Source organism: Synechococcus sp. LA31, assembly GCF_018502385.1.
GTDB lineage: Bacteria > Cyanobacteriota > Cyanobacteriia > PCC-6307 > Cyanobiaceae > Vulcanococcus.
In genome coordinates, this window is the sequence record NZ_CP075523.1 from 2020548 (window position 1) to 2033139 (window position 12592).

The window sequence follows — 12592 nt, forward strand, 5'->3', positions numbered from 1 at the left end:
GGCAAAACCGGCAACAACGGGGCGCAGCCTGAGGTTCTCTTCTCACTTCCCTGCGCCGGCATGACCCGGATCAGGTTCGGAGGGTGTGATCTCAGCCCCAAGCAGGGGCACCCCTAGTGACACTCGAAACCTAGCAAGGCCGTCATCCAGCCGGCCGCAGCGCCTAGGCCTGCAGACCATTCAGGGCGGCACCCACCACCCGGTGATCGCTGTCGTGTTGGAGCTGAGCCAGCAAGGCCCGCGCCTCCGCCACCTCAGACGCCTCGGGCGCACCCTCCCGAGCGAGGCGGCCCAGGACCTCCGTACCGCCCACCCGCACCGTGCCATCGGCATCGGCCACCGCCAGCCGGCCAATCTCCAGCAACTGATCGGCCGCCATCTCAGGGTGCTCCGCCACGGCGGAGAGCACGCTGCAGCGCAGCAACCATTCGTGTTCCCGCTGAAAAGCCTCCAGCAACAGGGGCCAGGCGCGCTGCAGGCCGTGGCTCACCAGGGCGTTGGCGGCTTCCGCCCGCACAGCCACCTCAGGGTCGTGGCGAAGGGTGTGAACCAAGGGCTCCCAGCCGGCGGGGGTGGGCTTATGGCCGAGGCCAGAGCAGCTGAGCTGGCGCAGCAGCATGTCGCTCTGCTGCAGCCCAAGCAGCAGCAGCGGTTCCGCCTGCTCTGGAGTGGCCTCCACCAGGCTGGCCAGGGCGGGACGAGCGCGGCCTGGGTTGTCGGAGGCAATGGCCTCCCGCAGTGCATCGAAGTTCATGCCGTCTCGCTGTGGGGCTCAGTCTGGGTCAGCACTCACCGCGGTTGTCTCGAAGGGCTTCGAGCAGCGCCCGCCGCCGCCGCCGCCAACTCCAGGCGCTCTGCAGCAGCAAGGCCACGCCAATCACCAAAGCAGGCACCGCCTGCAGCCGATCCGACCCCTGCCGTAGCGCCACCCCCGCCAGGCCAAGCAGGATCAAGAGCGGCGTGGCTAGCGCCAGCAAGTCACGGCTGAAGCGCGAACGGTTCGCCATCAGGCCTGGGTTTCGATCCAGCGCAACAGGCTGGCGCTGAGCACTTCCACGCCCACGGCCAGACAGGCTTCATCCGGGCGGAAACTGCTGCTGTGGAGCGGCGTGCAGCCCTCAGGGCCCGCCACCCCCAGGCGAAACATGGTGCCCCGGGTGCCCTGCTGCAGCTCGGCGAAATCTTCTGCACCGAGGGAGGGCTGCTCCAGCCACTGCACCTGGTTGCGCCCCAGCAGATCGCTGGCAGCGTCGGCCACCAGCTGGGTGAGCTCGGGATCGTTGTGAACCGGTGGGGAGATACAGCGGTAGCGCACCCGGGCCTCGCCGCCGTAACCGGTGCAGATCGCCTGCACGGTTTCCTCGATCCAACCGGGCAGCTGGGCATGCAGCTCCAGATCCAGGCAGCGCACCGTGCCCAGCAGGCGCACGTGGTCGGCGATCACATTGAACGCTTTGCCCCCCTCGATCCGCCCAAAGCTCACCACCACCGGATGCAGGGCATCGAGGCGGCGGCTGATCGCCTCCTGCAGGCCGCTCACCACCCGGGCCGCGATCCAGATCGCATCGGTGCTTTGGTGGGGCCGGGCGCCGTGCCCGCCCTCGCCGAGCACCTCCACCTCGAGCTCCCCGGCCGCCGCCGTGAGGCTGCCGCTGCGCACGCCAATGCTGCCCGCCGCCAGGCTCGGGAACACGTGCACACCGAAGAGGGCGTCGACGCCCTCCATGGCCCCATCGGCCAGCATCCAGGCCGCCCCCTGGGCGGTTTCCTCTGCCGGCTGGAACAACAGCCGCACCTGGGCGCTCAGCTGCTCGGCCAGCGGTGCCAGCATCCGCGCCACACCAAGCCCCACCGTGGTGTGGATGTCGTGGCCGCAGGCATGCATCAGACCCTGATGCACCGAAGCGAAGGGCACACCGCTGCGCTCCTCCACGGGAAGGGCGTCCATATCCACCCGCAACGCAACCCGTGGCGTGGGTTGGCCCGCGGGGGTATGGGACGGGCCCAGCTCGGCCACAACGCCGGTGCGACCCACCCCTTCCTGCACCCGCCAACCGAGGCTGCGCAGTTCACCCGCCACCAGAGCGGCGGTTTGATGTTCGTTGCCACTCAGTTCGGGATGGGCATGCAGATGGCGGCGAATCGCCACCAACTCCGGCAGCTGCTCCGCCACAGCGGCCTTGAGCTGCGCTGCCTTCATCCGTTATCCAGAGCCAAGAAATCGCTGAGAGCCTGCACTGGCTCCGGAGGCCAGCGTCGTATCTCCAGCAACCATTCTGGCTGGCGGTAGCGCGGATCGAGCCCCGAAGCCGAAGCCCAGTGGCTTTCCGCTTCACCCCGAGCCCCTTGCCGCCAAAGCAGTGCTGTAAGGCCAGCACGCGCATCGGCAAACAACGGGTAGCGGCGGATCACGCGGCGCAGCTCTGTTTCGGCCTGGTCCAGCTCCCCGAGCTGAAACGCCGCAAGAGCTGCACTGGAGCGGGCCATGGCAAACCCCGGGCGGGCATCGGCGGCCTCCACGAAGCTGAGCCGGGCCGCGGGCCAGTCGCCCCGGGAGCCCTGCACATTGCCCAGGTTGTAAAGAGCGGAGGCATCGGGAGGATCACCGGCGGCCGCATCGGCCTCCAGGATCCAGCGGTAATCGGCTTCAGCCGCATCCCAGCGCTTGAGGGCCTCTTCGGCGGTGCCGCGATTGAGATGGGGATCGGGGCTGACGGGATCCAGCTCCATGGCCTGGGTTTGATCGGCGATCGCCGCTTCGGCATCACCCAGGGCCAGCCGCACGTTGCCGCGATTGCTCCACGCCGCCGCATCAGCTGGTGCCAGCTCGATCACCTGATCCCACAGGGGCAGGGCCCGGGCGAAATCACCCGCACGGCTGGCGCTGAGCGCCTGATCAAACAGTTGCGGCAACGCGGCCGAGACAGCCAGCTGCAGGCTGAGGATCAAGCCAAGGAGAGTGCTCATGCAGCCGCTGGTTCGGGATGGGCCTGCAGGTGGGCCAGGCCGGCTTCGGTGATCACGCGACCGCGGGGGGTGCGCTGCAGCAGGCCCTGCTGCAACAGAAAGGGCTCCACCACGGCCTCGAGGGTGGCGGGATCTTCGCCAAGGCCTGCGGCAAGGGTGTCGAGCCCCACCGGACCGCCGCCATAGCCGTGCTGGAGCAGATGCAACAGGCGGCGATCACTGGCATCCAGGCCACGGCCATCCACCCGGTGCAGGCTCAGCGCTTCCTCCACCAGGTCAGCCCCCACGCTGCCGTGGCCGCCGACGGCCGCCACATCCCGCACCCGCCGCAGCAAGCGATTGGCGATGCGGGGGGTGCCGCGGCAGCGGCGCGCCACTTCCAAAGCTGCAGCGCTGTCGAGATCGATCTGGAGCAAACCGGCGGCCCGCGACACGATCGCCTGCAGGTCGTCGATCCCGTAGAACTCCAGCCGCTGGATCAAGCCGAAGCGATCCCGCAAGGGCGAGCTGAGCGAGCCGGCGCGGGTGGTGGCACCCACCAAGGTGAACGGCGCAACCGGCAGGCTGCGGGTGCGGGCCGTGGTGCCTTTGCCCACGGTGAGATCGAGCCGGAAATCTTCCATCGCTGGATAGAGGATTTCCTCGGCCACGCGGTTGAGCCGGTGGATCTCATCGATGAACAGCAGCTCGCGCGGCTCCAAATTCACCAGCAGGCCCACGATGTCGCGCGGACGCTCCAGGGCGGGTGCGCTGGTGATGCGACAGCGCACACCCAGCTCTTCGGCCAACACCAGAGCCATGGTGGTTTTGCCCAGGCCTGGCGGGCCATAAAGCAGCACGTGATCGAGCGCTTCCTCGCGTGCGCGGGTGGCTTCCACCGCAATGCCCAACACTTGCTTGAGCTCCCGCTGGCCGATGTAATCGGCCAGCCGCCGCGGCCGCAGTGAGTCTTCCCGCTGGATCGGAGCCTCTGGTGCGTGGGCCGGAGCCACGGCTGCCCGCTCCTCGCCAGCCGCGGCCGCGGGATCCACCAGGCGCCGGGGCTGCCGCGGCCCGCGAGCGGCGGCGGAGCCTGATCCGGAAGACACGATCGCCATCGCTCGAGGGTACCGGCGCTGGCGACGGCGCGGGAGATCCCTAGGGTCGGGGCAGTGATGGATCCGTTATGGCCAAGGGCGGGGGCAAAAAGAATGCCAAGGCCCTGCGGGATGCCGCCAACAAGCTGCTGGCCGACAACCGCTTCGCGCGCCATCAATACGAGATTCTCGAAACCTTGGAGTGCGGCATCGAGCTTGTGGGCACGGAGGTGAAATCGATCCGATCGGGCCAGGTGAATCTGCGCGATGGCTTCTGCCTGATCCGCAACGGCCAGATGCAGCTGCACAACGTGCACATCTCACCCCACAGCCACGCCGGCGCCTACTTCAACCACGAGCCGCTGCGGGTGCGTCAGCTGCTGGCCCACCGCCGCGAGATCGACAAGCTGCGCGTGGCCCTCGATCAGAAAGGCCTCACCTTGATTCCGCTCAACCTGCACCTCAAGGGTTCCTGGATCAAGGCCACCATCGGCCTGGGCAAAGGCCGCAAGCTGCACGACAAACGCCAGGAAGAGCGCCGTAAGCAAGACATCAAAGACGCCAAAGCCGCCATCGCCCGCTACTGAGGGGCAGCAGGAGCGGAACTCTCACCCGCTGACGGCAGCGCTGGCAGAGGTGCCAGCTGCGGTGGGTCCGCGCGCAGCGACAGGGTGATCAAGGCCGACGCCAAACCCTCGTTGGTGACCAGGAGCTGCACCGGGGAACGCTTGACCGCGCCGATGGTTGCCACCCGCAGGGGCCCGCGGGGTTCCAGCACTGCGCCATCAGCGCTGAACAGGCTCATCTGCATCAGGGGCGAACCATTCACCCCCAGCACCAGGCGGCTCTCCGCCGGCAAGCGAATCGGAAACAGGCGCGCGCCACCCGCCGGCACCGCGGCCGACACCACGCGGGTTTCACCCAGCTGGGCCTGGATCGCCTCGATGCGCACGTTGGCCAGGCCCTGCTCTGCGGCGGCATACCAGAGCTGACGGAAGGGTTCGGGTGGGATTTCACCGCTGGAGCGGCCTGGCAGCAGGTTTTGAGCACTGCCCGACACCAGCTGCTCCACCACCGAGCCACTCAGGCCCTGGGCCACCAGATCTCCCTGGCGGCGGCGCCAATCGCCAGCGGTGAAGCGGCCCAGGCGGGTGCGCAGCTCCAGCGGCAGCTGCTCCACCCGGCTCAGCCAATCCTGCGCCAGCTCATTCCACACCTTGCGCAGGGGAGCGTCATCAAGGCTGTCGCTGGGCAGGCGGCCGCCCCGCTCCGGGTATTGGGCCAAGAGGCTGGCATCCACCAGCTTGAGAAACCAGCCGCGATCGATCTGCAGGGCCCGCAGACGATTGAGCAACTGCTGGCGCTGATTCACCTCCGCCGGCGGCAGGCTGCTGGGCAGCTGCACGGTTGGCCCTGCGGTGGGGCTGCTCACCCGGCCGCGGCTCAACAACACCCAACCCAGCCCGGTGCCCAGCACCGCTGACACCACCAGGGCGATCACCACCGGCCACAGCCGGCCTTCGGCAGCTTCCTCCTTCAACGCCTGGCGGGAGCGCGGCAAGGGCGGCTGAGCAGGGGCAGCCACCAGCGGCAAGGCCGGGCTTGGCTGGGGGGGCGGCACCAGCACCACGGTGCGATCAGCCCGGGCCACCGGACCGGTGCTCTCGGGCATGGGCAACTGCTGCAAAGCCTGGAGGGCAGCCGATGCCGAAGGGAAGCGCGCGTCGGCATCGACAGTGAGCAGGCGTTCGAACACCGCCTTGAGGTCTGGCTCCTGATCGAGAGCGACGGGCCAGCGCCACTTCAGGCTGGCTGGATCGAGCAGCTGGGCCGGCTCATCACCGCTGAGCAGCACCAACGCCACCACCGCCAGGCTGTAGAGATCCATCCAGGTGGCGGGCGCCTCGCCGCGGCCTCGCTCCGGCGGTGCATAGCCGGGGGTCACGCCTGCGGGGCCGAAATCGAGCAGCACCGGCAGGCCGTCGCGGTCGCGGCGGAGCAGGTTGGCGGGGCTCAGATCGCCATGGCAAAGCCCCTGGCTATGCAGCACCGCCAAAGCCGGCAACAACTGGCGCAGCAACAGCAACACCTCGCCGGCACCAAACACCAGCTGGCGCTCGCGCCTCCCCTGCAGCAGCTCCGCGTAACTGCTGCCCTCCTGCCACTCGCGAGGCAGCCACAGGTCGCCGTCTTGAGCGATCAGCTCGCCGAAGCGGGGCACCTGGGGATGCAACACCCCCTGCAAGCGCGGCCAGAGGGCGCGGAACTCAGCCAGCAACGCCTCTTGATCCGCCGAAATGCGCCGCAGCGCCACCGGCCCATCACCGGCCAGCTGATCACTGGCGCGCCAGAGTTCGCTCTGCTCAGCCCTGGAGAGCTGCCGCTCCAAGCGGTAGCGGCCGGCAATCAGCTGGGCATGTGGTTGATCCGTGGCGGCAGGCAGGTCCAACGCCGAAGCAACTCAGGCTGAGCGCACAGGTTGCTGCAATCCCTTGCTGCTCAGCCACGCAGCGTCATAGAGCCGTGACCGGTAGCGATCGCCGCTGTCGCACAGCACCGTCACGATCGTGTGCCCAGGACCCAGGCGACGGGCGGTTTCCACAGCGGCGGCCACATTGATGCCCACCGAGCCACCCAGAAACAGCCCCTCCTGCCAAAGCAGGTTGTAGATCGTGGCGAGAGCGTCTTGGTCGTGGATGCGCACCGCATCGTCGATGGGGGCACCCTCGAGATTGGCGGTCACGCGGCTATTGCCGATGCCCTCGGTGATCGAGTTGCCCTCACTGGCCAGCTGGCCACTGGTGGCCCAGCTGTAGAGGGCGCTGCCGTTGGGATCGGCCAGCACGCAGCGCACTCCAGGGTTCTGCTCTTTGAGGTAGAGCGCCACGCCGGCATAGGTGCCGCCGGTGCCGGTGGCCGCCACCCAGGCATCCACCCGGCCGCCGGTTTGTTGCCAGATCTCGGGGCCGGTGCTGTTGAAGTGGGCGCGGCGGTTGGCCAGGTTGTCGAACTGATTGGCCCACACGGCGCCAGGGGTTTCCTCAGCGATGCGGCCAGAGAGGCGCACGTAGTTGTTGGGGTCGCGGTAGGGAACCGCCGGCACGGTGCGCACGTCAGCCCCGAGGCTGCGCAACAGGCCGATCTTCTCGGCCGACTGGGTTTCGGGGATCACGATCAAGGCCCGGTAACCGCGGGCATTGCACAGGTGGGTAAGACCGATGCCGGTGTTGCCAGCGGTGCCCTCCACCACCGTGCCGCCGGGCTTGAGCAGGCCTTGCTCTTCCGCTTCCTGAAGGATTCCAAGGGCAGCGCGGTCTTTCACCGAGCCACCGGGATTCATGAATTCGGCCTTGCCGAGAATCTCGCAGCCGGTGGCCTCACTGAGGGCATGGAGCCGGATCAGCGGCGTGTTGCCAACGGCCCCCACAAAGCCGGAGGTGATTCCCGGAGCTCTGGCCGCCATGCGCTCGCCACCACGCGTTTTGCAGTGGCGCGATCGTAGGGGGCTTGCTGCCACCCCTAGGGTCTCGAGAGACGCCCCCAGCTCATGGCGCCCTGCGCAGCCCCAGCCCTGCTCACCCGGCTGCGCCAGATCCGCCAGGCCAGTGAAGCGCTGATTGAGGGTCTCGAGCCGGAAGACCTCTGCCTGCAGGGCATGGCCGATGCCAGCCCCGCCAAATGGCACCTGGGGCACACCAGCTGGTTTTTCGAGGAGTTTCTGCTGGGCCAGCGGCCCGGCTACGAGCCGGCCGAGAGCCGCTGGCGTTATTTGTTCAACAGCTATTACGAAGCCGTGGGGGAGCGGCACCCACGGCCGCAACGGGGTCTGCTGACGCGCCCCCCGATCGCCGAAGTGCTCGCCTGGCGTCAGCGGGTCACCGCTGCCCTTGAGCAAGAGCTGGAGCACCTCGATCCCACCCTGGTGGAGCTGGGCCTCCAGCACGAGCAACAGCACCAGGAGCTGTTGCTGATGGACCTACTCGATGGCTTCAGCCGCAATCCGCTCGAGCCGGCGGCCTACCCGGCCGGTGCTGGAGCCGTGCAGCCGGAGGCGACCTACGAGCGCAGCGCCGCAGCGGCCCCGGCCAGCCCGAGCTGGATGGAGGTTGCGGGAGGGCTGGTGGAGATCGGCCATCCGGGTGGCACAGGCGGCCCCGACGGGTTGCAGGGCTCCTTTCATTTCGATAACGAGGCGCCACGCCATCGGATCTGGCTTGAGCCCTACGCCATCGCCAACCAACTGGTGAGCAACGCAGAGTTTGCCGATTTCATCGCCGATGGCGGCTACAGCCGCCCGGAGCTGTGGATGAGCGAAGGCTGGGCCGTGGTGCAGCAGCGGGGCTGGCAGGCTCCGCGTTACTGGCGGGGCGCGTGGGAGTTCACGCTGGCGGGGCGGCGGCCGCGCCAACCGCAAGCGCCGGTGCGCCATCTGAGCTGGTTTGAAGCCGATGCCTATGCCCGCTGGGCCGGGGCGCGGCTACCCAGCGAAGCGGAATGGGAGCTGGCGGCCGCCGGCGGTGCGCTGCCCCAGGCCAACGGCTGCCTGTGGCAGTGGACCGGCAGCCCATACCGCCCCTACCCGGGCTTTGCACCGGCGGCGGGAGCGGTGGGGGAATACAACGGCAAGTTCATGACCTCGCAATTCGTGCTCCGCGGCAGCTGCTTCCTCACGCCAACCGGCCACGAGCGGCTCACCTATCGCAACTTCTATCCACCGGCGAGCCGCTGGATGGCCAGTGGCGTGAGGCTGGTGCGCGAGGTGCAGCGATGAGGGGTGGCGCCGCAACCGGGGTGGCACGGGCGGTGGAGCTGCTCGATCTGCATCCCGCCCCGGCGGACATGCGCCAGCTGGTGATCGAGGGCCTCAGCCGCACCCCCAAGCAATTGCCGGCTTGGTTTCTCTACGACGCCGAAGGTTCCCGCCTGTTTGACCTGATCTGCCAGCAGCCGGAATACACACTCACCGCCACCGAAACCAGCCTGCTTGAGCGGGAGGCCACCGCCATCGCCGCGGCCCTCGGCAGCGGCACGCTGGTGGAATTCGGCGCCGGCAGTGCCCGCAAGGTGGCACCGCTGCTGCAAGCCCTTAGCCAGCCGGCCTACGTGGCGCTGGATATCAGCGCTGACCATCTCGAGCCGGCCTGCGCGCGGCTGCAGCAGCAGTTTCCGAAGGTGCCGATCCTGGGTGTGTGCTGCGACTACAGCCAGCTGGAGCAGCTGCCGGAGCATCCCCTGCTGAGCGGCAAGGCCCATCTGGGCTTCTTCCCTGGCAGCTCCCTGGGCAACTTCAACCCGGAGGCCGCCAGGGCGCTGCTGCGCCAATTCCACAAACTCCTCGGGCCCGGCAGCACACTGCTCATCGGCATCGACCAGCCCAAGACCCGCGAGCGCCTGGAGGCGGCTTACAACGATGCCGCTGGGGTGTCGGCAGCCTTTGCGCTCAACCTGCTCACGCGGCTCAACCGCGATCTAGCCGGCAGCTTTGAGGAAACCGCGTTCCGCTACCAAGCCGTGTGGAAGCCGGAGCACAGCCATATCGAGATGGCGCTGGTGAGCCAGAAGCAGCAGCAGGTGAAGCTGGCCGGCCAGGTGTGGACCTTTGCCGAGGGGGAAACGCTGATCACCGAAACCAGCGCGAAATACAGCCCTGAGGCCTTCCTGGAACTGGCGGCATCCGCCGGTTGGCGGGGTAAACGGCGCTGGAGCGATCCGGCCGGTGATCTATCGCTGCATCTGCTGGTGCAGGCAGACTGAACGCAGCGGGGAGCGAGCATGTCGAGGGAAGAGCAGCGCCGGGCCGTGCGCGAGCTGCGCGAGACCCTGATCGCCCAGCTGGAGGAGCTCTATGGCGCCGCCTTCGAGAACCTGGCCAGCCAGAACCTGGGCGAAGGCGGCATCGCCCGGCTCACCCAGCTGCTGCTGCGCTCCCGCGAAGCCGCGATCACCCCACTGCAGGAGGAGATCGAAGCGCCGCTGATCACCAAGGCCCCCGAGCAACCCGAGGCCCGATGAGCTCAGCGGCCGACTGGCTGGAGCAACTGGAGGCCCGGCTGGAGCAACAGCTGGATGCTTTCCTGCAAGCGAATCCTGCCCAAGAAGCGCTCTTGCAGGAACAAGAACGCCGGGAGCGCCGCCAACGCCAGCGCCAGCTCCTGCAGCAAGCCGAAGCACTTCGGAGCACCCTGCTGCGGCTTGCTGCAGACATTCGCCAGTGGCGCGACCGCGCCCAGCGAGCGCGCGCCGCCGGCGCCCTCGATCTGGCCGGGCGGGCCGATCAGCAGGTGAATCAACTGATGGAGCGCGGCCGCCAGCAGTGGCAGGCCCTAGAGCAACTGGGCCAACAGGTGCAGAGCAACACAAACGCCCGGCCGAGCAGCACAGCCAACGAGCCCCTTGATCAGGCCTGGGCCCGCTTTGAACTCGACCAGGAACTGGAACAGCTGCGCCGCCAACAAAACCAGCGCCACTGATCGGTGCGATCCATGGGATTTCTGCTCTCCAAGCTGCGGGGGCCTGGTGATTCCGGTGGCGTGCGACTACCAGCTCCCCAACCGCAGCCGCTACGGCCGGCCCACCGCAGGATCGGTGCTGTTGGGCTTGGCCCCCAACGCCCAAGCGCTGCATCTGAGCAGCCTTGCGCTGAAAGAGCACCTGGGGCTGGCGCTTTACCGGCTCAAGGGCTGGTCGTAAACGCTTGGGCTTACTGCTTGGGGGCGGGGGGCACCAAGCTCACACCCTCGGGCGGCGGGGTGGGATCGGGATCGGCGATCAGCATGTGCTGAAGCACGATCTCGGGGCGCTCGCTATCGCGCCAGCGGATGCGGTAGGCGGGCATTTTGGTGCCACGACTGGTGGTTTGCTCCACCGGCTCCATCACCCAACCGCGGCGGGAGCGGCCCTGGGGGTTGCGCTTCACCACCGCATCAGCGTGCTTGAAGCGGAAACCGACGCGCTCGCCACTCATGGGATCCCGTGCCCCCCTGCGGGGGAGATTGCCTATCAGGGTTGATTATCCCATTGCGGGTGTCGCGGGGCCGCTGCGGGCTTCCGGCCGCAGCAGCGGAAAGGCGATCACATCGCGGATCGAGGCGCTGTCGGTGAGCAGCATCACCAGCCGGTCGATGCCGATTCCCAGGCCACCGGTGGGGGGCATACCCACCTCAAGGGCCTGGATGAAATCCTCATCCACCTGCTGGGCTTCGTCGTCGCCGGCGGCCTTGCGGGCCATCTGAGCCTCCAGGCGCTGGCGCTGATCCACCGGATCGATCAGCTCGCTGAAGGCATTGGCGGTTTCGCGGCCCACGATGAACAGCTCAAAACGCTCCACCAGGCCGGGCTTGCTGCGGTGGGCCCGGGCCAGGGGCGAATTCTCCACCGGGTAATCGATCACAAAGGTGGGCTGGATCAGATCGGTTTCCACCGTTTGCTCGAAGGCCTCCACCAACAAACGGCCCACGGAATCGGCCAAGGCTGGCGTCGCCAATCCCTTGGCTTCCATCGCCGCAGCCGCCTCGGCGCGGGAGCTGAAGCCGCTGAAATCGAGCCCGGTGGCCTCTTGCACCAGTTCGTGCATGGTCACCCGCCGCCAGGGGGGCGTGAGATCGATCTCGGTGCCCTGATAGCTGATCACCGTGCTGCCGCACACCTGCTGGCACACGTGAGCAATCAGCTGCTCCGTGAGATCCATCATGTCGTTGTAGTCGGCATAGGCCTGGTACACCTCAATCGAGGTGAACTCCGGGTTGTGGCGGGTGCTGATGCCCTCGTTGCGGAAGATCCGGCCCAGCTCATACACCCGCTCGAACCCACCCACCACCAGCCGCTTGAGGTGCAGCTCGGTGGCGATGCGCAGGGTGAGCGGCAGATCGAGTGCGTTGTGGTGGGTTTCAAACGGCCGGGCATCGGCACCACCAGGCACGCTCTGCAGCACCGGCGTTTCGATCTCCAGGAAGCCCCGCTCATCCAGCCAGCGGCGGATTGCACTCACCGCCAGCGCCCGGCGCCGGAAGGTTTCGCGGGTGTCGGGCGACACGATCAGATCGAGGTAGCGCTGCCGGTAACGCTTCTCCACATCGGCCAGGCCATGCCACTTATCGGGCAGCGGCTGCAGGCTCTTGCTGAGCATCTGCCAACCCTGCACCTTCACGGAGAGCTCACCGCGATCGGTGCGGCGCAGCGTGCCCTGCACGCCGATCAGATCGCCTGCATCCACCAAGGAGGTGATGTGAGCGAAGGCCTCGGGGTCTTCCGGCATCGAGGCCGCGAGCGTGGCCTTTTCGATAAAGAGCTGGATCGGGCCAGTTTCATCGGCGAGGGTGAAGAAGGCAAGCTTGCCCATCACGCGGCGGGTCATCACCCGGCCGGCCACGGCGACAGCAACGTCGCGCTCCTGGCCGTTGGCCAGATCGGCGTGGGCTTCCTGCAGGTCTGCGGTGCGGTGGCTGGGCTCAAACCGCAGCGCATAGGGCCCCTGGCCCAGCTCAGCTAGGGCCTTGCCTTTCTCGAGGCGGGTCTCGCGCAGCTCAGACAAGGGACCGGATCAGCTCAGT

The 12592-nt window shown here is 67.8% G+C and carries 15 protein-coding genes and 1 riboswitch; of the genes, 6 read left to right on the forward strand and 9 right to left on the reverse strand.

The features are described 5' to 3' along the window. Nucleotides 1–30 precede the first annotated feature (30 nt). Nucleotides 31–125: riboswitch (TPP riboswitch) on the reverse strand. A 38-nt stretch (nt 126–163) separates the two neighbouring features. From KJJ24_RS11045 to ruvB, 5 genes are read right to left on the reverse strand one after another with little or no spacing between them, the layout of a single operon-like run. Beyond that, complete coding sequence (locus KJJ24_RS11045) at nt 164–754, reverse strand: HEAT repeat domain-containing protein (protein WP_214338723.1); 591 nt, start codon at nt 752–754, stop codon at nt 164–166. A 28-nt stretch (nt 755–782) separates the two neighbouring features. Further along, nucleotides 783–1007, reverse strand: coding sequence for a DUF3188 domain-containing protein (locus tag KJJ24_RS11050; protein WP_214338724.1), 225 nt, complete (start codon nt 1005–1007; stop codon nt 783–785). Next, nucleotides 1007–2200, reverse strand: coding sequence for an amidohydrolase (locus KJJ24_RS11055; RefSeq protein ID WP_214338726.1), 1194 nt, complete (start codon nt 2198–2200; stop codon nt 1007–1009). The genes KJJ24_RS11050 and KJJ24_RS11055 overlap by 1 nt, the downstream gene beginning before the upstream one ends. After that, a complete protein-coding gene (locus KJJ24_RS11060) occupies nt 2197–2967 on the reverse strand; it encodes a tetratricopeptide repeat protein (protein ID WP_214338728.1) in 771 nt (256 codons plus the stop codon). The genes KJJ24_RS11055 and KJJ24_RS11060 overlap by 4 nt, the downstream gene beginning before the upstream one ends. After that, complete coding sequence (gene ruvB, locus KJJ24_RS11065) at nt 2964–4064, reverse strand: Holliday junction branch migration DNA helicase RuvB (RefSeq protein WP_214338731.1); 1101 nt, start codon at nt 4062–4064, stop codon at nt 2964–2966. Before ruvB ends, KJJ24_RS11060 begins: the two co-directional genes overlap by 4 nt. Before the next feature lie 68 nt (nt 4065–4132). Between ruvB and smpB the strand changes: the two genes are divergently transcribed. After that, on the forward strand, nt 4133–4630 hold the full coding sequence (smpB, locus tag KJJ24_RS11070; protein ID WP_214338733.1) for an SsrA-binding protein SmpB: 498 nt from the start codon (nt 4133–4135) through the stop codon (nt 4628–4630). On the opposite strand, the gene KJJ24_RS11075 is transcribed toward smpB, so the two are convergent. Together KJJ24_RS11075 and KJJ24_RS11080 are read right to left on the reverse strand one after the other, a co-directional pair. After that, nucleotides 4624–6492: a phosphotransferase gene (locus tag KJJ24_RS11075; RefSeq protein ID WP_214338735.1), complete on the reverse strand. Its 1869-nt coding sequence runs from the start codon at nt 6490–6492 to the stop codon at nt 4624–4626. The two genes, smpB and KJJ24_RS11075, sit on opposite strands and share 7 nt — an antisense overlap. A gap of 12 nt (nt 6493–6504) precedes the next feature. Further along, entirely contained in the window at nt 6505–7506 is a 1002-nt protein-coding gene (locus KJJ24_RS11080) for a cysteine synthase A (RefSeq protein WP_214338736.1), read from the reverse strand. A gap of 84 nt (nt 7507–7590) precedes the next feature. Here KJJ24_RS11080 and egtB point away from each other — a divergent pair, with 84 nt between their 5' ends. From egtB to KJJ24_RS11105, 5 genes are read left to right on the forward strand one after another with little or no spacing between them, the layout of a single operon-like run. Beyond that, complete coding sequence (egtB, locus tag KJJ24_RS11085; RefSeq protein ID WP_214338737.1) at nt 7591–8814, forward strand: ergothioneine biosynthesis protein EgtB; 1224 nt, start codon at nt 7591–7593, stop codon at nt 8812–8814. Continuing rightward, on the forward strand, nt 8811–9797 hold the full coding sequence (egtD, locus tag KJJ24_RS11090) for an L-histidine N(alpha)-methyltransferase (protein WP_214338738.1): 987 nt from the start codon (nt 8811–8813) through the stop codon (nt 9795–9797). Before egtB ends, egtD begins: the two co-directional genes overlap by 4 nt. 18 nt (nt 9798–9815) lie before the next feature. Further along, complete coding sequence (locus tag KJJ24_RS11095) at nt 9816–10055, forward strand: hercynine metabolism small protein (RefSeq protein ID WP_214338739.1); 240 nt, start codon at nt 9816–9818, stop codon at nt 10053–10055. Continuing rightward, entirely contained in the window at nt 10052–10513 is a 462-nt protein-coding gene (locus KJJ24_RS11100; protein ID WP_214338740.1) for a hercynine metabolism protein, read from the forward strand. Before KJJ24_RS11095 ends, KJJ24_RS11100 begins: the two co-directional genes overlap by 4 nt. 46 nt (nt 10514–10559) lie before the next feature. Beyond that, nucleotides 10560–10733 carry a hypothetical protein gene (locus KJJ24_RS11105; protein ID WP_250544654.1) on the forward strand — a complete coding sequence of 58 codons (174 nt, stop codon included), beginning with the start codon at nt 10560–10562 and terminating at the stop codon, nt 10731–10733. 10 nt (nt 10734–10743) lie between these two features. On the opposite strand, the gene KJJ24_RS11110 is transcribed toward KJJ24_RS11105, so the two are convergent. After that, a complete protein-coding gene (locus KJJ24_RS11110) occupies nt 10744–11007 on the reverse strand; it encodes a hypothetical protein (RefSeq protein WP_010312387.1) in 264 nt (87 codons plus the stop codon). 45 nt (nt 11008–11052) lie between these two features. Then, nucleotides 11053–12573 (reverse strand): lysine--tRNA ligase, encoded by a 1521-nt coding sequence (lysS, locus tag KJJ24_RS11115; protein ID WP_214338741.1) that lies wholly within the window; start codon nt 12571–12573, stop codon nt 11053–11055. Nucleotides 12574–12592 lie beyond the last annotated feature (19 nt).

Bases quoted from the DNA above. Each gene is read 5' to 3' on its own strand.
- KJJ24_RS11045 (WP_214338723.1), bottom strand. From the start codon at position 754: ATGAACTTCGATGCACTGCGGGAGGCCATTGCCTCCGACAACCCAGGC.
- KJJ24_RS11050 (WP_214338724.1), bottom strand. From the start codon at position 1,007: ATGGCGAACCGTTCGCGCTTCAGCCGTGACTTGCTGGCGCTAGCCACG.
- KJJ24_RS11055 (WP_214338726.1), bottom strand. From the start codon at position 2,200: ATGAAGGCAGCGCAGCTCAAGGCCGCTGTGGCGGAGCAGCTGCCGGAG.
- KJJ24_RS11060 (WP_214338728.1), bottom strand. From the start codon at position 2,967: ATGAGCACTCTCCTTGGCTTGATCCTCAGCCTGCAGCTGGCTGTCTCG.
- ruvB (WP_214338731.1), bottom strand. From the start codon at position 4,064: ATGGCGATCGTGTCTTCCGGATCAGGCTCCGCCGCCGCTCGCGGGCCG.
- smpB (WP_214338733.1), top strand. From the start codon at position 4,133: ATGGCCAAGGGCGGGGGCAAAAAGAATGCCAAGGCCCTGCGGGATGCC.
- KJJ24_RS11080 (WP_214338736.1), bottom strand. From the start codon at position 7,506: ATGGCGGCCAGAGCTCCGGGAATCACCTCCGGCTTTGTGGGGGCCGTT.
- egtB (WP_214338737.1), top strand. From the start codon at position 7,591: ATGGCGCCCTGCGCAGCCCCAGCCCTGCTCACCCGGCTGCGCCAGATC.
- egtD (WP_214338738.1), top strand. From the start codon at position 8,811: ATGAGGGGTGGCGCCGCAACCGGGGTGGCACGGGCGGTGGAGCTGCTC.
- KJJ24_RS11095 (WP_214338739.1), top strand. From the start codon at position 9,816: ATGTCGAGGGAAGAGCAGCGCCGGGCCGTGCGCGAGCTGCGCGAGACC.
- KJJ24_RS11100 (WP_214338740.1), top strand. From the start codon at position 10,052: ATGAGCTCAGCGGCCGACTGGCTGGAGCAACTGGAGGCCCGGCTGGAG.
- KJJ24_RS11110 (WP_010312387.1), bottom strand. From the start codon at position 11,007: ATGAGTGGCGAGCGCGTCGGTTTCCGCTTCAAGCACGCTGATGCGGTG.